General features: G+C 49.2%; 17 protein-coding genes. 11 read left to right on the top strand and 6 right to left on the bottom strand.

Translation table 11 applies throughout. The annotated features are described in order from the left end of the window. Positions 1 to 508: 508 nt before the first annotated feature. Both OXH18_RS06665 and OXH18_RS06660 read left to right on the top strand, forming a co-directional pair. The gene (locus tag OXH18_RS06665; protein WP_390904385.1) at positions 509 to 1,090 is read left to right on the top strand and encodes a M23 family metallopeptidase; all 582 of its coding nucleotides are present in this window, start codon (positions 509 to 511) and stop codon (positions 1,088 to 1,090) included. A gap of 92 nt (positions 1,091 to 1,182) precedes the next feature. Then, on the top strand, positions 1,183 to 1,974 hold the full coding sequence (locus OXH18_RS06660; protein ID WP_390904352.1) for an ABC transporter permease: 792 nt from the start codon (positions 1,183 to 1,185) through the stop codon (positions 1,972 to 1,974). A gap of 20 nt (positions 1,975 to 1,994) precedes the next feature. Here OXH18_RS06660 and OXH18_RS06655 read toward each other — a convergent pair whose 3' ends face one another. Beyond that, positions 1,995 to 2,534, bottom strand: a complete 540-nt coding sequence (locus OXH18_RS06655; protein ID WP_268611678.1) for a phycobiliprotein lyase — start codon at positions 2,532 to 2,534, stop codon at positions 1,995 to 1,997. Positions 2,535 to 3,078: 544 nt separating this feature from the next. Here OXH18_RS06655 and OXH18_RS06650 point away from each other — a divergent pair. The 4 genes from OXH18_RS06650 (at position 3,079) to OXH18_RS06635 (ending at position 9,243) form a co-directional block, all read left to right on the top strand. Next, positions 3,079 to 4,293, top strand: coding sequence for an iron-containing alcohol dehydrogenase family protein (locus OXH18_RS06650; RefSeq protein ID WP_268611676.1), 1,215 nt, complete (start codon positions 3,079 to 3,081; stop codon positions 4,291 to 4,293). 62 nt (positions 4,294 to 4,355) lie between these two features. Further along, entirely contained in the window at positions 4,356 to 5,558 is a 1,203-nt protein-coding gene (locus tag OXH18_RS06645) for an aspartate aminotransferase (RefSeq protein WP_268611674.1), read from the top strand. Positions 5,559 to 6,371: 813 nt separating this feature from the next. Further along, on the top strand, positions 6,372 to 7,034 hold the full coding sequence (hisIE, locus tag OXH18_RS06640) for a bifunctional phosphoribosyl-AMP cyclohydrolase/phosphoribosyl-ATP diphosphatase HisIE (protein ID WP_268611672.1): 663 nt from the start codon (positions 6,372 to 6,374) through the stop codon (positions 7,032 to 7,034). A 538-nt stretch (positions 7,035 to 7,572) separates the two neighbouring features. Beyond that, on the top strand, positions 7,573 to 9,243 hold the full coding sequence (locus tag OXH18_RS06635; RefSeq protein ID WP_268611671.1) for a GMC oxidoreductase: 1,671 nt from the start codon (positions 7,573 to 7,575) through the stop codon (positions 9,241 to 9,243). Between the two features lie 299 nt (positions 9,244 to 9,542). Here the strand turns inward: OXH18_RS06635 and OXH18_RS06630 are convergent, their stop codons facing one another. Both OXH18_RS06630 and OXH18_RS06625 read right to left on the bottom strand, forming a co-directional pair. Further along, positions 9,543 to 9,944, bottom strand: a complete 402-nt coding sequence (locus OXH18_RS06630; RefSeq protein ID WP_268611670.1) for a tetratricopeptide repeat protein — start codon at positions 9,942 to 9,944, stop codon at positions 9,543 to 9,545. Positions 9,945 to 10,363: 419 nt separating this feature from the next. Continuing rightward, complete coding sequence (locus OXH18_RS06625; protein WP_268611669.1) at positions 10,364 to 11,206, bottom strand: fasciclin domain-containing protein; 843 nt, start codon at positions 11,204 to 11,206, stop codon at positions 10,364 to 10,366. 286 nt (positions 11,207 to 11,492) lie between these two features. Here OXH18_RS06625 and OXH18_RS06620 point away from each other — a divergent pair, with 286 nt between their 5' ends. Then, positions 11,493 to 12,293: a glutathione S-transferase family protein gene (locus OXH18_RS06620; RefSeq protein WP_268611668.1), complete on the top strand. Its 801-nt coding sequence runs from the start codon at positions 11,493 to 11,495 to the stop codon at positions 12,291 to 12,293. A 143-nt stretch (positions 12,294 to 12,436) separates the two neighbouring features. On the opposite strand, the gene OXH18_RS06615 is transcribed toward OXH18_RS06620, so the two are convergent. Continuing rightward, a complete protein-coding gene (locus tag OXH18_RS06615; RefSeq protein WP_268611667.1) occupies positions 12,437 to 14,959 on the bottom strand; it encodes a cation:proton antiporter domain-containing protein in 2,523 nt (840 codons plus the stop codon). Between the two features lie 363 nt (positions 14,960 to 15,322). Continuing rightward, positions 15,323 to 16,645, bottom strand: coding sequence for a hemolysin family protein (locus OXH18_RS06610; protein WP_268611666.1), 1,323 nt, complete (start codon positions 16,643 to 16,645; stop codon positions 15,323 to 15,325). Between the two features lie 226 nt (positions 16,646 to 16,871). Between OXH18_RS06610 and mfd the strand changes: the two genes are divergently transcribed. Both mfd and OXH18_RS06600 read left to right on the top strand, forming a co-directional pair. After that, the gene (gene mfd / locus OXH18_RS06605) at positions 16,872 to 20,438 is read left to right on the top strand and encodes a transcription-repair coupling factor (protein WP_268611665.1); all 3,567 of its coding nucleotides are present in this window, start codon (positions 16,872 to 16,874) and stop codon (positions 20,436 to 20,438) included. Positions 20,439 to 20,557: 119 nt separating this feature from the next. Further along, the gene (locus tag OXH18_RS06600) at positions 20,558 to 21,211 is read left to right on the top strand and encodes a hypothetical protein (RefSeq protein ID WP_268611664.1); all 654 of its coding nucleotides are present in this window, start codon (positions 20,558 to 20,560) and stop codon (positions 21,209 to 21,211) included. Between the two features lie 32 nt (positions 21,212 to 21,243). Here OXH18_RS06600 and OXH18_RS06595 read toward each other — a convergent pair whose 3' ends face one another. After that, positions 21,244 to 23,709, bottom strand: a complete 2,466-nt coding sequence (locus OXH18_RS06595) for a sensor histidine kinase (protein WP_268611663.1) — start codon at positions 23,707 to 23,709, stop codon at positions 21,244 to 21,246. A 399-nt stretch (positions 23,710 to 24,108) separates the two neighbouring features. Here OXH18_RS06595 and OXH18_RS06590 point away from each other — a divergent pair, with 399 nt between their 5' ends. Together OXH18_RS06590 and OXH18_RS06585 are read left to right on the top strand one after the other, a co-directional pair. Next, positions 24,109 to 24,477 carry a hypothetical protein gene (locus OXH18_RS06590; RefSeq protein ID WP_268611662.1) on the top strand — a complete coding sequence of 123 codons (369 nt, stop codon included), beginning with the start codon at positions 24,109 to 24,111 and terminating at the stop codon, positions 24,475 to 24,477. 324 nt (positions 24,478 to 24,801) lie between these two features. Further along, complete coding sequence (locus OXH18_RS06585; RefSeq protein ID WP_268611661.1) at positions 24,802 to 25,179, top strand: response regulator; 378 nt, start codon at positions 24,802 to 24,804, stop codon at positions 25,177 to 25,179. The last annotated feature ends 115 nt before the right edge of the window (positions 25,180 to 25,294 follow it).

Here is a 25,294-nt window from a genome sequence, read left to right as displayed (position 1 = left end):
TTCTGTCCTGGTCTTTGCCTAGTTTTTGTTTGGTTGGAATCGCCTGTACTGCTTGCTGTTCACGATTCGGTCGATGCCATTGCCCCTAGATGTTTGAGGCGCGATCGGCGACAACCAGAGGGAATGAACGTGAGGATGTTGAACCGAAGTCTCTGCTGCCGGTATGAAGCTCAAACCTATCAAGTTTTTCAGGAAGCCCCTTTTGCTTCTCGGTGCTAGTTTGTGTGGGCTGCTCATTTTTCAAGCAGCTCATGCAATGGTTAAAGCGCTGGATATTGACCTTACAACGTCAGAGTATGTCGCTGTTTCGGAACGCACTGTGGAATCAGCAGAAGATGTGTTGCAGATTCCCTCTTCTGTGACGACGCCCGAAGCAACTAGCTCGTCTCAGTCCGATTCTCCCCAGCTGACAACCCATGATCGAGCGGCTGAAGCCCAGCCAGCACCGAATTCCGATTCGCTGTCAAGCGCTGCTTCCCCTGCAACAGCAACACGCGCAGAGCGACCATTGCTAGCCATTAATGCCGGAGAAACCGATCCGCAGCAGCCTGTGTCTCAAGTGTCGCCCAACGAGATTGCTGCCAGTGAGTGGTATGGAGCTTCGTTTCCCGTTGAAGATTTTCAGGCCTATACATCCCCGTTTGGCTATCGCTCGTCTCCGGAAGGAGGTTACTCCACCGAGTTTCACTATGGGCTGGATATGGCCGCCCCTGAAGGCAGCTACATTCGCAATTGGTGGAGCGGCAAGGTTATAGAGGTCTCAGATGATAGTAATTGCGGCACATCGGTGGTGGTGGAGTCGGGCGCGTGGATGCACATTTATTGCCATATGCGCGGACATGTTGAAAAAGATAGCAAAGGACGCTACATGATCGATCGTGAGGGCGGAATTCAAATCTGGGAAGGTCAAGATCTGCCCGCTGGGGCCCGCATTGGACGAGTGGGGATGACCGGACGCACGACTGGCCCGCATTTGCACTGGGGTCTGAAGTTTAATGAAAACTGGGTAGACCCAGCCTTGGTGCTACGAGCTATGTATATAGGGCAACAGGCAGCGTCGCGATCGGCAGAGGAGTCTGCTCAGAATTGATTGGCTTCTATCGATGTACCGTGTGGCCGTGCCAAGTCGCGCAGAGTACCATTCAAGGGTAGATTGAAGAGACTCCTGCCCGAGGATGGGAAATGACGTGGATTCAAAAACACCTCAATATTTTGAAGCTGTTTTGGACAACGGCGATCGAAGCAGAATTGGAGTATCGCGTCAATTTTGTAGTAGCTACGTTGACCAGTTTAAGTAATTTAGTCGGCAGTATCTTTGCGTTATTTCTGTTTTACCGCAGTGGTTACACGTTCCAAGGTTGGAGTTGGGAAGAAGCGCTGATTGTGTTGGGCATATTTACGCTATTACAAGGCTTTGCCGCCACGTTCCTTGCCCCCAACCTAAACCAAATTGTGCGACAAGTGCAATTGGGAACGCTGGATTTTGTGCTGTTGAAGCCCATTAGCTCGCAGTTCTGGCTGTCTACGCGCACGGTTTCCCCATGGGGATTGCCCGATCTACTATTTGGACTAATCATCATCGGCTACGCCGGAACGCGCCTCAACCTTGACCCCGTAGCCTACGCGATCGGATTCATTCCGCTGTTGTTTGGAGCATTGAGCCTTTACAGCTTATGGTTTATGCTGGGAGCTACCAGCATTTGGTTTGTCAAAATTTATAATGTCACCGAAGTGCTCCGGGGATTGCTGGAAGCAGGGCGGTTCCCAATGGCGGCCTACCCAGCGGCATATCGCTTCTTCTTTACGTTTATTGTACCGATCGCCTTTCTAACAACGATTCCCGCCGAGGCCCTGCTGAATCGTACCAAATTGGGCTGGATTGCCGGAGCCGGGCTACTGGCGATCGGGTTACTGCTCATTTCGCGCTTATTTTGGCGGTTTGCCCTACGGTTTTACACCAGTGCATCTAGTTGAGCCACTTGAGCAACCCTCAATCAACTTAAGCGCTTTTCCAGATATTGACCGATCATCTGCTGCTCACCTGCGCGTGAGATGATAGTCTGGCGAGTGCGGTACTGCTGCCCGACCAACTTCAACTCTTCCTCAAACACCGAGCCTTTGTATTCAGTCCGTAAACATAAGGTATCGGGGTTGGTGAAATAGTATTGAGCTGTCACAGGTTGAGGTGTAGCAAATCCTCGATCGCGAAACAGGGTTTCGCCCAGTGCTCCAAACAACGTCAATCCTTTCGATTGCTTGCGGCCTGATACAGAATCAGCACTGTTCCAACTGACTTCTGCTCCACAAGTCATGATAGCGTCATCCTCAAGCTGATGCAGGCGAGCTAATTGACGAAGCTCATCACAGCCCTGCTCTAGAAACCGAATGGTGATGACGCTGACCATTTCTTTAGTCTGGCCATCCGGCAGCGTATAATAACGGCGTTCCGAGCGCCACTCCCCAGCCGATCGACGAAAGAACGCGGCAATCAACGAATCACTAATCGCTTGGGGAAACTGGAGAGCAACAGTCACAGAAAATTCCTCACAGAGACAACAGCTACACGAGCAGAATTCACATCAAGACAAGTGGTTCATTTCGTGTTTTATTATTCTTAACACAACTTAACTCTATTTAACTAGTTTTTCCTTGTAAAAATTGCACCTTTCTGCATTGGCCAAGGATTTTTCGATCGTCACACACTCATCTGCTTGCTGACCTGTGTCTTCAGCCAGATTTTCCGGCTGGCTATGAAGGGAAAGTGCCTCCCCGGAGAAACAATTGAGGTTGTGAAGCAGGAATAGTGCAGAACATGGGGTCGATAGGTCCAAGAGATAGCAGCAAAGCTGAGCCTGGTATCAAAGCACATAAAGCTACCTTTGCCGTGTCAAACTATACGGGTTCAGGTGCCAATTCATTAGTCTCGGCTCCATGAATTATTAGAATGAGTACAGACGAGTGTAGTAAAGTTATTTTTACCTCACCTTAATCTAAAATCTAACGGAGCCAGACTTTAGTGGTTCGTCACTCGTTGTTAGACCTTTCATCTAATAACTAATTGCTTTTTGTGTTGAACTTATGACGGATTCATCTTTGCTTACTAGTCCTGCTGCGATCGCATTCTCTCCCTTAACTATTGCTCCGGCTCAAGTGATACGGGGAGCAGGAATTTTGCCCCAGGCTAGCAAGATGATGGTGCGTTTGGGACAGCATCCGCTGATCGTGGGGGGCGACCGAACACTGGAGGTGGTGCGTCCGTTGTTAGTTCCAACCCTAGAACAGGCAGGGCTGACAGTTAACCAGGTTTCCTATGCACCAGACTGTAGCGAAACTAGATTGGCGCTGTTAAAACAAGCCGCAATCAATCACCAAGCTGATGTGATTATTGGCGTCGGTGGTGGCAAAGCCCTTGACACGGCGAAATTATTGGCACATCAGATGGAGTTGCCGATCGTCACCATTCCCACTTCAGCAGCTACCTGTGCAGCATGGACAGCCCTCTCGAATGTCTATTCCGAGCAAGGTGCTTTTCTCTATGATGTTGGACTGGCTAAATGTCCCGACCTGCTGATTCTAGATTACGATTTGGTGCAAACCGCTCCCCAACGAACGCTGGTAGCAGGAATTGGCGATGCATTAGCCAAGTGGTACGAAGCATCGATCAGCAGTGGGCACTCTGAACACAGTTTGATCGTTGCGGCGGTGCAACAGGCCAGAGTGTTGCGCGATCTGTTGCTGCAAAAATCAGTGGCGGCGCTTGAAGAACCTGGTAGCACAGTTTGGCGAGATGTGGTAGACGCTAGTGTGTTGCTGGCAGGTGTCATTGGTGGATTGGGAGGAGCACAGTGTCGCACAGTGGCGGCTCATGCAGTTCACAATGGTCTGACTCATTTGCTTCAAAGTCATGGAACCCTGCACGGCGAAAAGGTAGCTTATGGCATTTTGGTGCAACTGCGCCTTGAGGAAATGATTCAGGGCAACCGCCTGGCTGCGACGGCACGTCAACAGCTTCTGAGCTTTTATGGTGACATTGGTTTACCCAGGAATTTGGCGGATCTGGGACTACTGGAAGTAACGTTAGCAGATTTGCAGCGATCGGCCGAAGTGGCCTGTCGGCCACAGTCTGATATTCACCATCTTCCCTTTGACGTCACACCAACACAGTTGATGGCGGCAATGGTGTCTACTACGGCTCCTACGGGCGAGACCAAACTTCAAGAGGCAGGACACAGCCAAGAAACAGACAGTGTCACTTCTCCCAGCGTTTTGTCACCGCGTCCATTCTTCCCCTAGCTCGATCGTCATTGCAACTTCACTCCGTTGTCTATCTTCTACCTCATCCCTTTGAACACAGCATGACACCTGACTGGATTACCCCCGCCGATCGCCTCAGCACCCTGCCGCCCTATGTGTTTGCTCGATTAGATGAGCTAAAAGCCCGGGCACGAGAACAAGGGTTAGACTTGATTGATTTAGGGATGGGCAATCCCGATGGTGCCACCCCCCAACCCGTTGTAGAAGCCGCGATCGCCGCGCTGCAAAACCCAGCCAATCACGGCTATCCGCCGTTTGAAGGAACCGCCAGTTTTCGACAAGCCATTACCGACTGGTACTACCGCCGCTACACCGTCAAGCTTGACCCCAGTAGCGAAGCTTTACCTCTGCTTGGCTCGAAAGAAGGTTTAACTCACTTGGCGATCGCCTATGTCAATCCAGGTGATGTGGTCTTAGTGCCTAGTCCCTCCTATCCTGCTCACTTTCGCGGGCCATTGATTGCGGGCGGCGAAATTTATCCGCTAGTGCTGAAACCGGAGAATCACTGGTTAATTGACCTATCGGCGATTCCTGATGCCGTAGCCCGACGCGCCAAAATGCTTTACTTTAACTACCCCAGCAATCCCACCACTGCCACCGCTCCCCGCGAATTGTTTGAAGAGATTGTGGACTTCGCCCGTCACTACGAGATCATGTTAGTCCACGACCTTTGCTACGCCGAGTTAGCCTTCGATGGCTTTCACCCCACTAGCCTATTAGAAATTCCCGGTGCCAAAGAAATTGGGGTCGAATTTCACACCATGTCTAAAACTTATAACATGGCAGGTTGGCGGGTTGGGTTTGTGGTAGGCAATCGCCATATTATTCAAAGTCTGCGCACGCTAAAAACCAACTTGGACTATGGCATCTTTTCGGCATTGCAAGCCGCCGCAGAAACCGCCCTGCAACTGCCGGATGTATATTTAAACGCAGTACAAGATCGCTATCGCACTCGGCGAGATTTTCTCATTGACGGACTGTCAAAACTAGGCTGGAGCATTCCCAAATCTAAAGCCACGATGTATTTGTGGGTTCCGTGCCCGCCTGAAATTGGCTCCACTGACTTTGCTCTCTCTGTCTTGCAACAAACGGGGGTTGTCGTGACACCGGGTAATGCCTTTGGTGCGGGGGGTGAGGGCTATGTTCGCATCAGCCTGATTGCTGACCTCGAGCGCCTTCAGCAAGCCCTCGATCGATTCCAGCAAGCCGGAATTCGTTATCAACCGGAGTTGGTATCCCAGTAATTGGACGTCGGGGGTTAGAGCAGACGCAACCTATTTCCTATGCATAGCATGTGCGCCTGTTTTGCCCGCACCTCTTAAATCTAGGAGAGGCGGGAGGTTAACCCCGACTCCTTCGCCATTTAACCTCGCCATTTAAAACACAGTTGGGTCTGACTTTGTGCCAGACCCCGATTAGAAGTAGTTAAGCGATTGAATCTAACCGTTAAAGTTACAAGGTGGGTGGACAAAATCGCAACACCCCATCGTTTGGAGAACACCCTGTCTCTTTAGGAGACGAATGAGCTAATGTGGATGCGCTTGCTGCCTCAGGAGGTAACTCAATTGTAATAATGGCTAAAGCGCAATTCTCACGTCTAAATATGGAATGTTTCTACCGAAACTGAGCGCTGCGTCTAGATTAAGCAGGAGGCACAAGCTTGAATCTAGTGGTGTTTGGGGAGTTCGTTCTTTCCCCTGTGCCTTGATTATTAACATATCACCCCTGTTTGAAGAGTTGGGCGATCGTTTATGAAAGTTCGTAATCCTTATCGCAAGTTTATCCATTGGTAAAGAAAACACGATGTACCACTTGTCTGGCAGAGGTGGAGGAATCCTGTACTGCTCTCATCCCCAGCCCTGCTTCTCTGACTCCTCCTCGCTCAGATAGGGAAGAGGAGGGGTTGGGGAGGTGAGAGCTAGATTGTTGCACATCGCGTAAAGAACAGCATTTGATGTCAGTAGCATTGATAATGGTCAATGAGATAGTTGATGAGATTACATTTTCCTTTGTTTTTGGGTCCGTATTGATTTCGTCCCTGTACCTGCACCAGTGCCATGTCAATTTCTGAATCTTTGTCCTGTTCTGTGTCGTTTCAATCTGCAATTCCCGTTGAACAAATTCGCTACAACGAGCAGGGATTAGTGCCAGCGATCGTGCAAGACTATTTGGATGGCACAGTGTTGATGATGGCCTGGATGAATCGAGAGTCGCTTCAGAAAACGTTGGAAACCGGACAAACCTGGTTTTGGAGTCGATCGCGCTCAGAATTATGGCACAAAGGAGCGACATCGGGGCATGTACAGCAGGTGCAATCGATTCGCTATGACTGTGACAGTGATGCCCTATTGGTGACGGTTAAGCAAATTGGGGATATTGCTTGCCACACCGGAGAGCGCAGTTGCTTTCATCAAGTTGAAGGCACAATTCAAGCCCCACCCGCTGATACCTTGTCACAGGTCTATACGGTTATCTGCGATCGACGAGATCATCCCAACCTAGAGTCCTATACCTGCAAGCTGCTAGCAGGCGGCGATAACAAAATTCTCAAGAAAATTGGCGAAGAATCGGCAGAGGTGGTAATGGCATTCAAGGATGATGATAAAGAGGCGATCGCTAATGAAGTGGCGGACTTGCTCTATCACACCTTAGTGGCGTTGGCCGCTCACCAAGTTGATATCAAAGCGGTGTACCGAAGGTTGCAAGATCGTCGCCGCTAATCGCTAGTTAGAAATTTGTGGCAAGTGATTGGCTGTCTGCCAAAATTCATCTTTTTTACATGGACTGGTTCTCGAGCTTAATCATGTATTTACAGGCATAACCCGAAAAGCACTTTATATCTAGGAAAGAAGAAATCAAGGGGCTAGAGCACAAGTTTTCTAGGCTGATGATCCGAACCGCTGTATTGACCTAGAGGCAGCACCAAGCTGCGCTTTGCTCAAACGCCAACGGGCACGGCTAAGCCAGACGATACATCTGGAAGATCCCTGCTTCTCAACGTTGTGGTCTCAGGGTTATCTGGATTTTCCACAGACAGCAATCTGTGCTGCGTTCTTCATCAGGTTAATGAACCCCACCGCATCAACCATAGGTGCAAGGTTCAGGTGCCGCTCATTCTTGTTCTTGTCCAAATTTTAAGGGACAGGAGCGAGTTGATAGCGCGTACCTATACGTACTAAACCTGATCGAATTCCTTAACGATGCGTTCAATATTAATTTCTTTCATAATCAATTTGACAAATGAGGAGCTAAATCTGAGTGAAATTCAGCGATCTCAATCAATTAGAAAATGATGTTGTTATTGAAACTGATCTGTGTATCGTTGGCAGCGGTCCGGCCGGACTATCAATTGCCAAAGAGTTTGCCAATACTAATATCCAAGTTTGGATTATTGAAAGTGGAGGGTTGAAGGAAGACGCAGATACTCAAACGTTGTATGCCATTGAAAGCATAGGAGTGCCGCGAGTCATGCAGCAGGAGATTCTGCGTTACCGAATTTGGGGCGGCACTTCCCATATTTGGACTGGACGCTGTGCTCCGTTTGATGAGATTGATTTTCAGCATCGTGATTGGGTTCCTTACTCTGGCTGGCCCATTTCTAGACACGAACTAAATCCCTATTTAGAACGAGCCAGTTATAACCTAGGCTTAGGCCCAAACTGTTATGATGAGCGTCTGTGGAAACAATTTGGCGTACAACGTCCCCGACTCACGCTCGATCCTACATTATTAAAATCAGCCTTCTGGCAATTTAGTAAACATCCGAATACCCCTAATGAACCAACTCGGTTTGGACGTGGTTTCTTACCGCCTATTGCAGACAATATCCATGTGCTGCTGCACGCAAATGTGACTCATATTAATACCAACTCTGTCGGTAAACAGGTGCAATCGATCGAGGTTTCCACGCTACATCATAAGCGTGCTCAGATTAAAGCAAAAGCGTTTGTTTTATGCTGCGGTGGAATTGAAAATGCTCGACTGTTACTAGCGTCCAATCGCTATATTCCCAATGGTGTAGGCAATCATTACGATCGGGTTGGTCGGTTTTTAATGGATCATGCCGGCTGTGTCTTGGGAACGTTCAATCCTCGCCGCTCTGCCGCCGTACAAAACCTCTTTGGACATTACTGGTTAGATGATGCACAAAAGCGGCATGTTTACCTGCACGGCGTGGCGCTTAGTCCAGCCTTACAGGCTAAAGAACAGTTGCTTAACTGTGCGGCTTACTTGGAAGTATTTCCAGCTTTGAATGAGCCGTGGCAGGCTATTATGCGGCTGACTAAGAGCATTAAGCAGACAGGACTGTCTCGATCGCTTTATCCAGACACACTCGCGGTTGCGTCGCAATTACCAGATATTGCCCACGGATTATATCGCCGCAAAGTCAAACATCGTCCTCCTATTACAAAAGCCGATCGCATTGAACTTTGGTGCTTAACCGAACAGCCACCCGATCCAGACAGCCGCGTGACATTGTCTGACCAAAAAGACGCTTTGGGGATGCCGCTCTCGAAACTTAATTGGAAAATTAGTAATCAGGAAAGACGATCGGTGCAGCGGCTCAGCCATTTGATTGTTCAAGAATTTCAACGACTGGGCCTGCCACAACCTGACTTGGCTGATTGGCTCAATGCTGACGACAACTGGCAATCACATTTTATTGAACGGGCCCATCCAACTGGCACAACTCGCATGTCAGCTATTCCTCAAGATGGCGTTGTGGATGCCAACTGCCAAGTGCACGGAGTAGAGGGATTATTTATCGCCGGAAGTTCTATATTTCCCACGGCTGGACATGCTAATCCAACATTGATGATTGTGGCAATGGCAATTCGGTTAGCAGATCGGTTAAAGTCTCACCATTTCAATTCACCACTAGTCGAGGTCGGCGATTGGGCAACCGCAGAAAAATCGGGCGTAGGTTAAAAGCAGTAACGGTGGCTGAATTGTGATATGAATCTGACCGCCCCCTCACCTTCGCCCGCTCCCAACCAGCGAGGAAGCAATCTGGCTCTCTTCTTCCTTTGGGAGCAGGGGTGGGGATGAAGGCAAATCCAACTTGAATTCAGCAGCGCCGCAGTAACCAGCTATTGAGGTGACTACTATGAACCCGTCCAACGATGCTAGGATGTGACTCACGTTGCCGCTTAGACGACCATAGGGCAACCGCAGCGAGCCAAATTGGAACGGCTTGCAAATGCTACTCCTGATAACAATGAAATTTTTTAGGCAAACACCTGCTGCTTCACCGAAATATCGGCTTTGGCATGCAAATAGCGTGGATCGGGGCTAATTGCAATGGCTCGATTGAAGGACTCTAGCGCATTGCCATAGGCCATGATTTCAGCCAACAATAAGCCGCGATTAAACCAAGCTTGATGATAGTCTGGTTGCAACGCCACAGCTTTATCATAAGCAGCTAATGCTTCAGCATAACGCTTCATCCCACAGAGGGCGTTACCGCGATTGTTCCAAGCTTTGCAATAGCGAGGATCAAGAGCCAATGCTTTGTTAAATGCTGCGATCGCGTCCTCATATTGTTCACCAGCACACAAGGCGCACCCTTGTCCGTCCCAAAATTCTGGACTTTGGTGATTGTCATCCATGTTGTTCATAGCTGTGCTCATAGTAATACTCGTTTAGGGTTTCATCTAGTGCTACCCATCTATTGTCAGAATGGATGGGGATCATTGCCAAGGCGGGTTTCTGGCATGAATCGATCGGCAATCTGTAGCGGACAGTTTGACCTGTAATCACCAAAGCTACCCAAAACATAAAAAATTAATGTCCGGCCACGTTTACCCCGAACCGCCCTCATCCCCCAGCCCCTGCTCCTAAACAGGGCAACGGGAGTCAGATCAACGTCCCGCGCTCACCGTAGCAGAGGAATTGAGGGTGAGGGCTAAACTTGACGGTATGGCGAGAGGTTCAGCGGTTTCACAAAATCTGAAGGATTTTGAAATAAAAAAGGATGTAGCTGAGCTACACCCTAATTAATCAATGAGAGACTTGATTGGAGAGACCGTTACCAACAACAGTTCACTCACTACGGTTGTAGATCGGGGGGAAGAATCACGCGATCGATTGCATGAATGACACCGTTGCTGGCAGGAATATCCGGTTGGATAACGCTAGCCTCATTAACCATGACCATTCCTTCGCCCACTGTCACGGTAATAGGGCTGCCTTCTACCGTTGCTACATCTCCCGAAGACAAATCATCCGAGGTAATGGAACCGGGAACCACATGATAGGTGAGAAGTTTCACCAAGGTTTCGCGGTTTTCAGGCAGCAGCAGCGCTTCTACAGTTCCTTCGGGTAGGGCGTCAAACGCTTCGTCAGTTGGTGCAAAGACAGTAAACGGCCCTTCACCTGCCAATACCTCAGTCAGTTCAGCTTCAGTCAACGCAGCAACCAAGGTTTCAAAGGTATCACTAGCAGACGCAACATCGACGATCGTACCAGAACCAGCGGCAATGCCAGGAGCCTCTGAGTTAGGAGCTTCAGTGGTTTCAGGGGACAGTTCATCAGATGCGGGGGCTTCTGCTTCAGTTGGAGCCAATTCTTCTGTTTCAGCAGGTGTCTCGGTTGTTTCTATTGTTTCAGCCGGATCAACCGTTTCAACCTCAGTAGAAGTTGTTGCATCAACTGGTTCAGTATCCGGCATTAGAGTTTCTGCACCAGATTCAATTGTTTCAGTGGGAACCACGACATCGGGAGTGGAAAGCTCAGTCGCTTCTGGAGTTAGAACTTCCTCGGCAGACGGGGACTCAACGGGTGAACCCTCGACTTGAGCCATTGCTGGAAGGGCAACTGCTGTGCCTGCCAGTGCAAAGCTTGCAAGACCGATTGCACGCTTAGCGAGTTTGGCGAAGTTCAGTGTTTGCATTGAGGTTCATCCTCCCTTTGTAAAGGAATTGTAAATTTAATCTCTGTATTATGACGCTCTTGTAATGAAACTGTATCCCGAATTTCAGAGCAATTTTGATAGGAAGTTTATATGAGTCTCATGGGATTCGGTTTGGAATTCTGAACTGTAGCCAGGCTTACAACCGCTTCTCTACCTTTAGGCAGATTTAACTTGGTAATAGCAAAACGTATGCTGTAAGGTTTTTACGTTGCTTACTGCAACAATCATCATCCTAGATGCTGCCAGTTGTGCCAGGAGGTTTCTAATGTTGGAGCTATATCAGTTTGAGTTATCCCACTATTGTGAAAAAGTCCGCTTAATCCTGGATTACAAGGGGTTAGCCTATCGCAAGGTTGAAGTAACGCCCGGCATAGGGCAACTTGATTTATTTAGACTGTCTGGACAGCGGCAAGTCCCTGTCTTAAAGGACGGTGCGGCTGTAATTGCCGATTCAACCAGAATTGCTCTGTACCTCGATCAGCAATATCCCGATCGCCCCATCCTTCCCACTGATCCAAAACAGCGCGCGCTTTGTTTACTCATGGAAGAGTGGGCCGACGAGTCGATCGGCATGAATGCCCGCAAGGTCATGTTAGGAGCGTTTAGCCAAAACCCAGATTTGCGCAGTGCGGCTTTGCCTACGACGGCTCCGGGCTTTCTCAGATCTGTTGTAGAATCGCTGCCCCGTGAAGCCCTAGACCTGCTTGGAAGTGGGGCTGGATTTGGCGGAGATGCGCTAAAAGTCGCTCGTACTGCTATGCAGCAAAATTTGGAATGCTTGAGCACTCTCCTATCTGAGCAACCCTACTTAATTTCTGACCAACCCACCTTGGCTGATTTTGCAGTAGCTGGTCTCAGCATGTATGTGAAATTTCCAGCCGGTCCTTATTTGGATTTACCAGAAACCTTAAAAGGTAAGGGAGTTCCTGGGCTGGCCGACAATCCAGCCTACTTACCTTTCTGGCAATGGCGCGATCGCCTCTATGCCGACTATCGCAAAGCCGTTTCTGTGATGGGCACACCCACAGATTCTAGTTCTCGACCGACTTCGATTGATATTGAGTAGCGATATCGAGTAGGTTGAATTGAGTTGTTGAAACTAGACGGTTGATTGAGTCAAAGAGTGGATGAGTGGAATCTATCTACCCATCCACAACTTTTTCATCCAAGTTCTTCGTTTAAGGCTGCGTCATTAATTCAACTAATCAATCAAAACGATTGTACCGAAGTTCCAGGGGCAGCCGCATCACGCCGATTAAACCATTGGCGCAGTTCTTCGATTGATCGATAGCCGGCCAACGTTGCAAAATCTTTGTCTTCAGCATGACTGAAATAGCGCGCCACTTCTGAAAGTTGAGCCAGGTGATCTGGGGTAGAAACTTGATCTGGACTAAGCAGTAAGACAATTACATGAATCGGTTGGTTGCTGCCTTCGTGCCGGACGCCTTCTGGGTGAGTACCCAAAAACATCATCGTCTCCTTTAGTTCGCGTACCCGCGCATGGGAAATGATGACACCTGGTAGAACCTCACTGGCATAGCCCACATCGTCATATACTAGCGCTTTCAGGACCGACCAATGCCGTTTGTCTTCTTTCGGTATGGCAGTACTCAGTAGGGCTTCCACCGTTTTCTCATACGAAGGAGTCGCTAGATCTAGCAAAACCCGCTCTTCTGCTAAGATTTCCGGTAATCCATGCGGTTTCAGCGGTCTGTAGCTTGTAACTTCGCGCTCGGACGGATAGAGCACAATGAAGCTCAGTTGCAGATCGGCCAGTTCTCTAGGCAGACGCTTCAGTTCGCCTGTATACGCAACTGTTTTCTGACGCGCGCTTACTAAGATGACTAGATCGGTATCTGTAATGGTGGTTGATAGGGTTCCTTTTAGCTCGCGCCAGTTAGTTTTAATGAGATTCGTTTTGACATCGATCTTGACTGCATCGAAATGGTGTTTATAGCGATCGAGATCATCATCAACTACTACCACTTGTAATTCTTCACCAACTTGAGCGGTGAGATGTTTCAGGGTACGTACAGCGTCGTAAAAGCTGGGATTGTGATCACTCAAGGCGGGTAGAATAGCCACAACACGCCTAAAGGTACTGATGGGATGAGTTAAGCGACAAACTAAAATTTGTTGATTCGCCTGCTCTAACATCTGGTCAATTACGCCGCCAAAAATTCGCTGTGGAGTAGACCGAACACCGTTCCAGCCAATCACAATATCACTGATGCGGCGTTCTGTCGCAGCATCGACAATTCCAGAAGCCGGATTGGCTGCCACACGAGTCACTGGATTAATTGGCAAATTAATCTCGGCGGCATGAACCACGGCATGAGCTAATAACCGCTCTGCCCCTGCCACATTACTTTCAGTGTTAGAGTCGTGCCGCTCAGCTACTACTGTTAAGGGAAACACCATTTCTTCAGACCCTCGATCGCGTAACATGGCAGCAATATCAATCAGCGTTTCTGACGTAGCCGGATTCGCCAAGGGAACCAAAATTCGCTGTGGGGCCTCGCGCGGTTCATAGGGTCGCTCTTGTTCTTGCTTGGCAATTTCTCGCCCAAATCGTTCTACGATCGACGGGCCAAGCACACAGGTGGCAAAGATCATCAACACAACCCCGTTCAACACATCGTCACCAATAATGTTCAACTCATATCCAACCAAGGCAGCAGCCAATGTAGCGGCGGCTTCACAGGTGGATAAGCCAAACATGACCCACATTTCGGGATTGGTGTAGTTATAAATGCGCTGAGTTAATTTGGCCGCGATAAACTTTGTGCCAACGTTCGTGGAGAGCATGGCAATCATGACAATCCAAGCTTGTGCTCCACTTAAAAGCACAGAAACATCCACTAATAGACCAATAAATAGTAGGAAAAAGGGAATAACAAACGTATCGCCAAAGAACTGAATGCGGCTCATTAAGCGACTACGTTCAGGAATCGATCGATTTAATGTGAGTCCAGCCAAAAATGCGCCCAGGATAGCCTCCGTACCAACGGCTTTCGCCGCAAAGGCACACAGAAACACAATGGCAACAACAAACAGAAATTCACTGCGTCCTCCATCACCGACATTGCGAAAAAACCAGCGCGTCAGTCGTGGCAAAAAATAAAGAATTGCTGCAACGTAAATGATCATCGACAGGGTAAGGCTGAACCAAAACATGGCATTGAGTTCGCCCTGCACCGATCGCGCAATCACAACCAAAATCAGCAGTGCGATCGTATCGGTAAAGATGGTTCCTCCAACCGTTGTTACAACCGCATTATTCTTCAAAATTCCCAATCGGCTGATAATTGGATAGGGAACCAGCGTATGTGAAGCAAACATGCTAGCAATCAAAATTGCGGCGGCCCAATCAAACCCAAGCAGATATCGAAAAATGATTGTTCCTAGCACTTGGGGAATGAGAAAGGTGATACTGCCGAACACTAAACTGCGATTGCGGTGTTTCAGAAACTGACCCATGTCAATTTCTAAACCCGCCAGAAACATGATGTATAGCAGCCCAACCGCCCCTAACAGTTCCAGCGCTTGTCCTCTCTCTAAAACGTTTAATACACTGGGACCTAATAATACTCCTGCCAGAATGGGACCAATAATGCCAGGAAGACGAATACGCTCCAGTAGCAATGGCACGACCAAAATAGCCGTCATGCAAATCCCAAAAATAAGAACGGGATCTTGAATCGGCAGCGTCAACTCAGATAGAGACCCCATGTAGTACTCCTTCAGCTAGGTTATTTTTATTAATTGCAATACAAAGTATCTATCAACTTGGCGATCGAAGATCTAGCATCAACCTAGAGGTGCGAATTGCGGCTGCGCTTACAGCTTAAGCCTTATTGGGAATCTGCTAAAGAAGGTAAGAATTGAGCGTAGCTGACATGAACCTCTTGGATCTGCAAGAATAATTCTAAATAGATTAGTGGTTAATCTACACAAGTTAACTCAATGACGATCGCTTAATGTATTGAAACAAACGATATCAAACCAATTTAAAATTACCAATCTCCCTGAAGATAGACCGGGCATGACTGAATTACGGTATGAATCTGACCGCAGAAATACTCAGCATCGCATTCATTCTTCATCCTTGGTTCCTTGCTTGCCCATTTCTGGCGGCACAACCAACACTTTATCGACTCGGTTGCCGTCCATATCCATGACTTCAAAGCGAAATCCATCCCAAACAAAATGATCAGAGGATTTGGGAATACGACCAAGGTTTGTGATCATAAAACCACCCAAGGTTTGGAAATTACCCCGGGCTTCTCCGGGCAAGTGTTCTAAGTCCAAAACCTCTTTAATTTCGTTAATTGACAACATGCCATCGAGGAGCCACGACCCGTCTTCACGCTGGATAACATCGGCCTCCTGGGGCTGATCGACAAATGAGACATCACCAATAATCACTTCCATCACATCATTAAGAGTGACGAGTCCTTGAATCACACCATACTCGTCTACCACAAAGGCAATATGAGTGCCGGATTGCTTAAATAGCTCTAGGATTTTCAGGGCGCGGGTGCTTTCAGGAATTAACAAGGGTTGGCGCAGCATAGCCGTAAGATCGATCGGTTCTCCCAACAGGCTGCGGTTGAGCACATCGCTGACATGAACCACCCCCAGTACATTGTCGAGTGTTTCTTGACAGACTGGAAAGCGGCTATGGTGACTATCGATCATTTTTTGTCGATTGACTTCCATTGGATCGTTGAGATCGAGCCAGCAAATATCGGGGCGGGGGGTCATCAAGGCGTTAGCCTGTTGGTCTCCTAGGTGAAACACCCGCTCTACCATGTTTTGCTCGGCTGCCTCAAAGGCCCCAGCTTTGGCTCCTTGGCGCAGCAGAATCTTGATTTCTTCCTCCGTAACCAGGGGTTCGTTAGTATGAGGATTGACGCGCAGCAGCTTTAAAACGAACTCGGTTGAAATGCTCAATAAGGATACGATCGGCCCAGTAATGCCCGATATACATAGCATCGGAGCCGCCACAAATGCAGCAATTCGTTCGGGATTATTCAGAGCTAGCCGTTTGGGAACCAGTTCGCCCAGAATCAGCGAAAGGTAGGTAATGAGCACTACAACAGTTCCAAAGGCGATCGTTTCACTATAAGGTTGCAAGCCGGGAATTTGAGCAATATGGGCGGCTAATGGTTCAGATAAGGTGGCTCCTCCAAAGGCGCCAGCTAGGGTTCCAATCATAGTGATGCCAATTTGCACTGTCGCCAAAAACCGATTGGGCGACTCGGCCAAACTCAAGGCGGTGCGAGCGTTGGTGTTGCCTTGAGCCGCTAGTTCCTGAAGTCGAGCTTTGCGTGCCGACACAACTGCCATCTCCGACATCGCAAACAGCCCATTGGCCAAAATGAGCAGCAAAATGATCACAATTTGAGAAGACATAGCGGCAGCAAAGTACAGGTTGGAACTTAACCGATCGGACTGAGAGATATAAGCAAGGTAGCATTCTCTTCAAAGAAAAAAATCCTTTGTCGAGAAGTTTGCCGAGATAGGATCTGCCTTGCGATCGACCCATCTTCCATAAAAACAGCTTTTAGAATAGTAAACATTAGTAAATTGCTGTATCATTTCCCCTCAACCTTCCAATTTTTCACCGATTCCAGAGCGTATGGCCTTCTCCTCCATCACTCGTGCCTTGGGACGCTTGCCCCTCACGACCGAACTGTTGTCCAAACTTGACCAACAGCATTGCTTGCAGCTAAACGGCATCTCTCGTTTGCCCAAGGGACTGGTGGCATCTGCCTTAGCCCAAGCCCAAAAGCGGCCTTTGCTGGTTGTCACGGCCACACTCGAGGAAGCCGGACGCTGGGCGGCCCAATTAGAAGCGATGGGTTGGGCAACGTTGCATTTTTATCCCACTTCGGAGGCGTCCCCCTACGAACCGTTTGACTCGGAATCGGAAATGACTTGGGGACAACTACAAGTCCTGGCTGATTTAACCAAGGAGAAAGGCGAAACAATAGCAGATAAACCTGACGCTGATGCTACAAACCTCCGACCCTCGACCTTTGCCATTGTCACCACGGCCCGAGCGCTGCAACCGCATTTACCACCCGTGGAGGCGTTTCGTCCCTACTGCTTAACCTTGCAGCGGGGCATGGAACTGGATCTGGAAGATTTGAGTCAGCAATTGGCGCACTTGGGCTATGATCGCGTGCCGTTGGTGGAAATGGAGGGACAGTGGAGTCGTCGCGGAGACATCATTGATGTGTTTCCGGTGGCGTCTGAGTTGCCAGTGCGCTTGGAACTATTTGGTGATGAACTCGATCAAATCCGCGAGTTTGATCCGTCCACCCAACGATCGCTCGATAACGTCGATCGGCTGCTACTAACGGCCACCGATTTTCGTCCCCTGATTCTGCAAGGGCTAAGGGCAACGGGAACACTCGAATCTCTAGGGTCTCTACTCACTCCCGAAGAGCTAGAGCAATTGCAGGCAGGCACGCCGTTGGAGGGAATGCGGCGATTTTTAGGTTTAGCGTTTGATCGTCCTGTCTCTCTGTTGGACTACCTGCCGAGCGACACACTCGTTGCCATTGACGAACCCGAACAATGCCGCGCTCACAGCGATCGGTGGTTTGAATATGCTGAAGAACAATGGCAGGAATTGGGAAATCGGGAGCCGGGAGTCGGGAGTCGAGAAGAGCAAACTCCTAACTCCCAACCCTCAATCCCCCCTATCCATCGATCGTTTACCGAATCGTTAACTGCTCTCGAACAGTTCGATCGCCTTTATTTATCGGAATTGGCGGAGGAGGGCAATGGGTTAAATCTGTCGAGTCGTCCAGTTCCGGCGATTCCACATCAGTTTGCTAGGTTGGCAGAAACGCTGCGGCAAGAGCGCGATCGAGGCTTTTCAATTTGGTTGGTGTCGGCGCAACCGTCTCGATCGGTGGCGTTGCTGCAAGAACACGACTGTCCGGCTCAGTTTGTACCAAATCCTCGCGATTATCCGGCGATTGATAAGTTGCAAGCTCAGCGGACGCCCGTGGCGGTGAAATATTCAGGACTAGCGGAACTAGAAGGCTTCATTCTGCCGACGTTTCGCGTGGTGGTTGTCACCGATCGCGAGTTTTTTGGTCAGCATACCTTGGCGACACCCACTTATGTTCGCAAGCGACGGCAAGCCGCCTCGAAGCAAGTTGACCCCAATAAGCTAGAACTGGGCGATTATGTGGTGCATCGCAATCACGGGGTGGGGCGATTTTTGAAGCTGGAAAGTCTAACGATTAACAATGAAACCCGCGAATATTTGGTGCTGCAATATGCAGATGGCTTGCTGCGGGTGGCGGCCGATCAGTTGAATGCGCTATCGCGCTATCGCGGTACGGGTAGTGAGGCGCCCGAACTAAATAAAATGTCGGGGAAAGCATGGGAAAAAGCCAAGAGCAAAGTTCGCAAAGCCATCAAAAAAGTAGCGTTTGATCTGCTCCAACTTTATGCCCAACGGGCGCAACAGCAAGGCTTTGCTTACCCGATCGATACTCCGTGGCAGCAAGAAATGGAGGATTCGTTTCCCTATCAGCCGACCCCAGATCAACTGAAGGCAATTCAGGACGTGAAGCGCGATATGGAAAGCCCGCGTCCAATGGATCGACTAGTGTGCGGCGATGTAGGGTTTGGCAAAACCGAAGTGGCAATCCGCGCCATTTTCAAGGCAATTACGGCTGGCAAGCAGGTGGCGCTGCTGGCTCCTACCACCATTCTGACACAGCAGCACTATCACACCCTCAAAGAACGGTTTGCCCCCTATCCCATTCAAGTAGGCTTACTGAATCGCTTCCGCACGGCTGAAGAACGCAAAGAGATTCAACAACGGCTGGCGACTGGGGAATTAGATGTGGTGGTGGGCACGCATCAATTGTTGGGTAAAGGTGTGCAATTTAAAGATCTGGGTTTGCTGGTAGTAGATGAAGAACAGCGGTTTGGTGTTAACCAGAAAGAAAAGATTAAAACACTGAAAACTCAGGTAGACGTGCTGACCCTTAGCGCTACGCCGATTCCGCGCACGCTGTATATGTCGCTGTCGGGGGTACGAGAGATGAGTTTGATTACCACACCACCGCCGTCTCGTCGCCCAATTAAAACCCATCTGGCTCCCTATGATGGGGAAGTGGTGCGCACCGCCATTCGGCAGGAACTCGATCGCGGTGGGCAAATCTTCTATGTTGTGCCGCGTGTGGAAGGCATTGAAGAAACAGCGGGTCGTATTCGTGAAATGGTTCCCAGTGCTCGCATTGCCATCGCCCATGGTCAGATGCAAGAAGGCGAACTGGAAGCGACCATGCTCACCTTCAGCAATGGCGACGCCGATATTTTGGTTTGCACTACCATCATCGAATCGGGGTTAGACATTCCCCGCGTCAACACAATCCTGATTGAAGACGCCCAAAAGTTTGGTTTGTCGCAGTTGTATCAATTGCGCGGGCGGGTTGGGCGGGCTGGCATTCAGGCTCACGCATGGCTATTTTTCCCGAAGCAAAACCAACTCACCGAGCAAGCTCGACAGCGGTTACGAGCAATTCAAGAGTTTACGCAACTGGGGTCAGGCTATCAACTAGCCGTGCGCGACATGGAAATTCGTGGTGTCGGCAATTTGCTAGGAGCGGAACAATCCGGGCAGATGAACGCGATCGGCTTTGATTTATACATGGAAATGTTGGAAGAAGCGATCAAAGAAATTCGCGGACAGGAAATTCCCCAAGTTGATGATACCCAGATCGATCTCAACTTGACGGCCTTTATTCCCGCGGATTACATTCCCGATCTCGACCAAAAAATGAGTGCCTACCGCGCCGTCGCTTCCGCCCATTCCCAGCGAGAACTGACCCAAATTGCTGCTGATTGGAACGATCGCTATGGAGCCATTCCACCCGCCGCGCAACAACTATTGCGAATTATGGAACTGAAGCAAATTGCCAAGTCCCTTGGGTTTAGTCGAATCAAACCAGACGGCAAGCAGCATGTGGTTCTAGAAACACCCATGGAGGAACCCGCCTGGAACCTGCTGAAAGATAACCTGCCAGACCACCTGAAAACCCGCTTTGTTTATACCCCTGGTAAAGTTACCGTGCGCGGCTTGGGCGTGCTGAAAGCTGATCAACAACTGGAAAACCTAATCGATTACCTCAAACGGATGACCGGCGCTATTCCACAACCTGTGGCGATCGGCTAGCGGAGCAAACGTCGATCGTTCACTCTCTTCATCTGCTATACAAGAGGAGAGAACCCCGAGCACCACATCATCCACAACTTATGCCTTCGTTCGAGTCCTCTCAGCCATCCCCGGATTCAATGCCACAATACTCAGTGAGCATTTGGGAAACAATTGGCATTGCTGCCGGAGCCGTGTTGCTAACCGCCATTGGGTTAGCAGGATTGGGAGTCAAAGCCTTGAATAATGCCTTTCATCCCGGTCGTTCCGAGGCGATCGCCCGCAGCATTCTCACCTACAGTATTCCGGGCGGTTCTCAAGGCGTATTTGGCACCAATTTAGGCGGGGCCAGAGTGGCAGTCGTTACTAGCAACACCATCCTGCAAGGGGATACCATTCCAGTTACAGATGATCCTCTACCCACCGTAGAGCTATTAGTAGCGCAAATTCCAGTCAGCCAAGAAACCTTAGAAATTGAGCGAGAAGCCACCAGCGAATTCTTCTCGGGCTTCTCATTCTCCTATCAAGTACAGGGAGCCTTTGAAGTCGAGCAAAGTCAGACAGAATATCGCGAGTTTTGTGGCGCGATCGCCCCTGTCACCATTCAAACGGGCAAGCTGACACTGCCTGAACAAGCCGCCCAAGTCCCCGCCATGAAATACGAAATGAACGTCGATCGTAACCAAAGTAACTACATCACCATCTTAGTTACCATCGGGCAAGACGCTGAACGCAACGCTGAAGCCGTCTTTCAAACCCTTGAATGCATCCCCAGCCCCTACAACGTCGGATAACGATCGCCCCCCGATTCCCGACTCCCTATTCTCTATTCCCGACTTCCCAAACACGGCAGCATCAGCCAAAACTGCGACCCCTTGCCTAGTTGACTCGTCACCCCAATCTTGCCGCCATGAGCCGTAACGATTTGTTGACAAAGATATAACCCCAAACTAATTCCCGTTAGCTGCCGCTCCTGCTGATTGCCAATGCTGAGGTCAAATAAACGTTCACATTGACTGGAACTGATGCCCTTGCCATTATCTGCTACGATACAGCGCACTCGATCGCCCTCCACGGTGGCTTGCAATATCACCTGCACACCCGGAGGATTGTGCTTCACTGCATTCACCAACAAATGCCGAAAAACCCGCTCCAACTGTTCCCAATCAGCAATGATGTTTGGCAAGTCAGCAGGAATGTGATTGATAACTTGAGCTTGATTGAGATCGAAAAACGCTTTTAGATCTGAAAGAATGGTTTCAATCAGCGATGGCAAAGCCACTGGTTGTGAATGAATGACAATGCCTTCAGTTTTATTTTTATAGGCTTCTAAAAGGGAATTGAGTTTGCATAGTTGAATTTCGCCCGATTGAATCATTCGCTCTAGAAAATTACGAGGAATTGCTACCTTTTCATCGCCGGGTTGATTCTGGATATTTTTAAGTACCATGAGACTACCCATTACCGTGGTGCGAAGGTCATGGGCGATCGCATGAATAAAAACATCTCGCAATTGGTTTAACTCTTCCAGTTCGGTCATGTTCGCTTGCAATTGTAAAGTCCGGTCAGTTACTTGCTGTTCCAAATTCGTATTGAGATCTTGCACTTGTTGGTAGAGTTTTCCCTGCTGAATGGCGATCGCGACTTGTGTTCCCAGTTGTTCTAATAGTTCAATCTCGAGCGGCTGCCATTGACGCGGTCCTGAACACTGATTCACAACCAATAGCCCCAACAGTTGTGGTCCTGAAGAACCGGAAAGGCGATCGGCCGACGTACACAAGCCCTGATGAGACGCCTGTGCAGTTAGCAAAATGGGAACCGCCATACCAGCCTTCACTTGATACCGCTCATGATACTGCTTCACCAACGGCGAAATCTCTTCCTGCGCCGTGTCATGCGCCACTTTAATAGGATCTTGAGCAAACAGCGCTTGAATTTCCTGATAGTCCGATGGAGGACAAGTCCAGCCCAAGGTTGATGTCCAGCCGGGTGCGACCGATTCTGCAACGACTTGGGCTTGTCCCTGTGCATCAAATTGGCTGAAAAACACCCGATCGGCCTGCAAAAACTGCCGTACTTCTTCGACGGTTGTTTGCAAAATGTCATGTAAGTCCAGCGATCGACGAATGCGCATCGCCATCTCACTCAACAAACGGTTACGCTCAGCCGTCAAGTGCAATTGTCGTTCAGCCGCCTGCCGAGTTGCCATCACGGCCGCTAAAATCAAGGCGGTAATTGTGATAACTCCGATGAACGCCTGCAACAGCAAAATTTCCTGGCTAGAATTAGTTGCTTTCGCATTAAACGGGCCGCGATCGAGAATTGTGCCACTAATGGCAATCACCGACAAAATAAAACTGGCTAAGACCGCTCTAAATTGCCCGAACCGCAACGCGGCCCACATCACAAATGGAAATGGGAAATATTCAATCGGATAAAGGGCTGTTGCTTGGGTAGGTTGAGAATAGAACACAATCCAACTCACCGCAATTAACGAGCCGAGCCATAGCCAGCGCTCGGTCTGCGATCGACTGGTTGCGGCAAGTTGTAAATCTTCTAACCGATTGAGAACACGCGGTTGATTTTCAGCCGACAAAGCAGCCCATGAACTAAACCAATGAAGAAAATAGTGAAATTTTTTGGCAAAACTTGAAACCTTGGAGGGAGTGCTACGTTGCTTTCGCCACAAAACCTCTTGCCAGCGCTCTTGATACAGCCAGTGCCGAAATGTCAATAAACAAGGGGTGACAACGAGAATTCCCATACCGTCCCCTAGCCAAATCGTCCACCAATTTTGAGCCGCACTGTCCCAGCCAAAGTGACCCACCCAAACAGCGTTCAGTGTTCCAATGGTGGCATTGACCAACGGAGACACCAGAACCACGATCGCCAAACTCAGAACATCGCTCAACCGTTCCATGCTTGACCGGAAACGATAGCGACGCAGTAGACTCTCTCCTACGATCGCCTGTAAAGTTGTACCTACTACTGATCCAGCAGACAATTGCCAGCTAACTCCCAGTGTGTAGTTAGACAACAGCGCTCCTAAAGCAACCCCAAGACTTGCCGATTGTCCGCCCCACACTAGTGCCGCTAACGCAATTCCAGCGGGTGGCCAAACCGGAGATGCACTAGAGCCTAAATTCAACACTGCCAGCGACAGCCGTGCCGTCAGCAAGTAAGCCAACGCGATTGTTCCAATCACCACAAGACATCTTAATTTAGCCTGAGTCGGGGTTGAAGTCCGTCGCTGATCAATTTTCATTACACGAGTAAAAATCCCAGGCTGCATGACTCTTATCCTACAAATGTCAAGGCACTAACGCATAGGTTCAAGCATAAATATTGGCTTATATGGGTTTGGTGCGGGATGCTAGACGGATGGTCAAGATACCTTTGCTATCTTTCGATACCATTCCCATCCTTAGAGTGACCCAATCACTCAATCGGCAACGTCCTCCAAATGGATGAACCGCTGGCAGGAGCATCACGATCGAAACTGGCAGGAGCATCACGATCGAAAAACGTAGTTCTACGGACGCCAAATTTTCACCATTTCTTAAAGTTGGTGTAAAGCACCTACAGTGACTCCGCAGGATTGCGGATACTAATGAAAGACTGCTGTAGATGGCATGAAATCGGGCTTCAGTCAAGACGTAGTTATCAGGAGCTAACCAACAGGACTGGCACAATGGACAAAAAAATCAAACTCGTATTTCCACCAGACCTTTATCGAGCAGCCAAAGCCAAAGCCGATCAATCGGGTCAAACCCTAGAGGAGTGGCTGATGGCGATCGTGCACCAGCAACTAGAATCCCCTGAAACCATTCCGCCGCTTGATTGGGGGCGAATTGATAGCCGGATTGACCAGCGGACTATCTTTTTAGAGCGTCGTTTGGATGTGCTGAGCGAGCGTCTTGATCAGCTATGTAAGCACCTGCCGGCTGAATCACTCCCAACCCATGCCCCAAACGGCGACCAGATGAATCTTAAACCAGACTTTTGCTGCGAAGACACACCCAAGGAGTCAGCCGCATCCACTCCTCGTCTCACTGCCTGAAGCACCAGTCTTCTCTCACTCAGCGACGCACCAAATCAGAGGGATCGCCGCTATGCATACCATCTTGAAACCTGACCTCAACGCGATCGCTTATCCAACAACGCCATAAATAGTTGAAAATCAAATAATTAAATCCTAGACGGTTTAACTCAGCTTAACCTGTCAGGGATTATGAGTGATTATGGCGGCTAATTTTGCCCAATCAGGCACTCAGCAATGACATTTCCGATTCGAGCCACTTCAAGGCGATCGTTCAACAATTTATACTCAATCTATACTCGACTTATACTCAGTATCACTGTTCAAGTGCGAGTGTAGGCTTTCATGACTAAACACATTCTCGTAATTGACAACGAACAATATATTCAAGAAATTACCCAGATTTGCTTACGCACTACTGCGGGTTGGCAGGTTTCAACAGCAAGTTCAGGACGTGAAGGCATTGCCAAGGCAGACGCCGATCGCCCCGATGCCATTCTATTGGATGTGATGATGCCCGATATGGATGGCCCCACGACCTTTCAGCAGTTACAAGCAAATCCAGCGACTTGTCAAATTCCAGTGATTTTGCTGACCGCGAAGGTGCAAGCGGCTGATCGGCAACGCTACGATGAGTTAGGCGTGCAAGGAGCCATTGCCAAACCCTTTGATCCCCTTCAGTTAGCTAGCCAAGTCGCAGAAACCTTGGGATGGAGCCTATGAGATCCAGAGATTGCCAAACCATTCACAAGTTGTAACATTTATCTTTCTCCGGTTCTACTTTTCCTCACAACTTTCTCACGTTGTTTGCTTACTTTGAGGTATAGAACTTAATTCC

Origin of the sequence: Thermocoleostomius sinensis A174 (assembly GCF_026802175.1) — a bacterium.
Classification (GTDB): Bacteria; Cyanobacteriota; Cyanobacteriia; order Elainellales; family Elainellaceae; genus Thermocoleostomius; species Thermocoleostomius sinensis.
This window is presented reverse-complemented; position numbering and strand designations above follow the sequence as displayed.

Excerpts from the sequence above, each read along its gene's own strand:
- OXH18_RS06660 (WP_390904352.1), top strand. The coding sequence starts at position 1,183 with ATGACGTGGATTCAAAAACACCTCAATATTTTGAAGCTGTTTTGGACA.
- OXH18_RS06650 (WP_268611676.1), top strand. The coding sequence starts at position 3,079 with ATGACGGATTCATCTTTGCTTACTAGTCCTGCTGCGATCGCATTCTCT.
- OXH18_RS06645 (WP_268611674.1), top strand. The coding sequence starts at position 4,356 with ATGACACCTGACTGGATTACCCCCGCCGATCGCCTCAGCACCCTGCCG.
- hisIE (WP_268611672.1), top strand. The coding sequence starts at position 6,372 with ATGTCAATTTCTGAATCTTTGTCCTGTTCTGTGTCGTTTCAATCTGCA.
- OXH18_RS06630 (WP_268611670.1), bottom strand. The coding sequence starts at position 9,944 with ATGAGCACAGCTATGAACAACATGGATGACAATCACCAAAGTCCAGAA.
- OXH18_RS06625 (WP_268611669.1), bottom strand. The coding sequence starts at position 11,206 with ATGCAAACACTGAACTTCGCCAAACTCGCTAAGCGTGCAATCGGTCTT.
- OXH18_RS06620 (WP_268611668.1), top strand. The coding sequence starts at position 11,493 with ATGTTGGAGCTATATCAGTTTGAGTTATCCCACTATTGTGAAAAAGTC.
- OXH18_RS06615 (WP_268611667.1), bottom strand. The coding sequence starts at position 14,959 with ATGGGGTCTCTATCTGAGTTGACGCTGCCGATTCAAGATCCCGTTCTT.
- OXH18_RS06610 (WP_268611666.1), bottom strand. The coding sequence starts at position 16,645 with ATGTCTTCTCAAATTGTGATCATTTTGCTGCTCATTTTGGCCAATGGG.
- mfd (WP_268611665.1), top strand. The coding sequence starts at position 16,872 with ATGGCCTTCTCCTCCATCACTCGTGCCTTGGGACGCTTGCCCCTCACG.
- OXH18_RS06600 (WP_268611664.1), top strand. The coding sequence starts at position 20,558 with ATGCCACAATACTCAGTGAGCATTTGGGAAACAATTGGCATTGCTGCC.
- OXH18_RS06595 (WP_268611663.1), bottom strand. The coding sequence starts at position 23,709 with ATGCAGCCTGGGATTTTTACTCGTGTAATGAAAATTGATCAGCGACGG.
- OXH18_RS06590 (WP_268611662.1), top strand. The coding sequence starts at position 24,109 with ATGGACAAAAAAATCAAACTCGTATTTCCACCAGACCTTTATCGAGCA.
- OXH18_RS06585 (WP_268611661.1), top strand. The coding sequence starts at position 24,802 with ATGACTAAACACATTCTCGTAATTGACAACGAACAATATATTCAAGAA.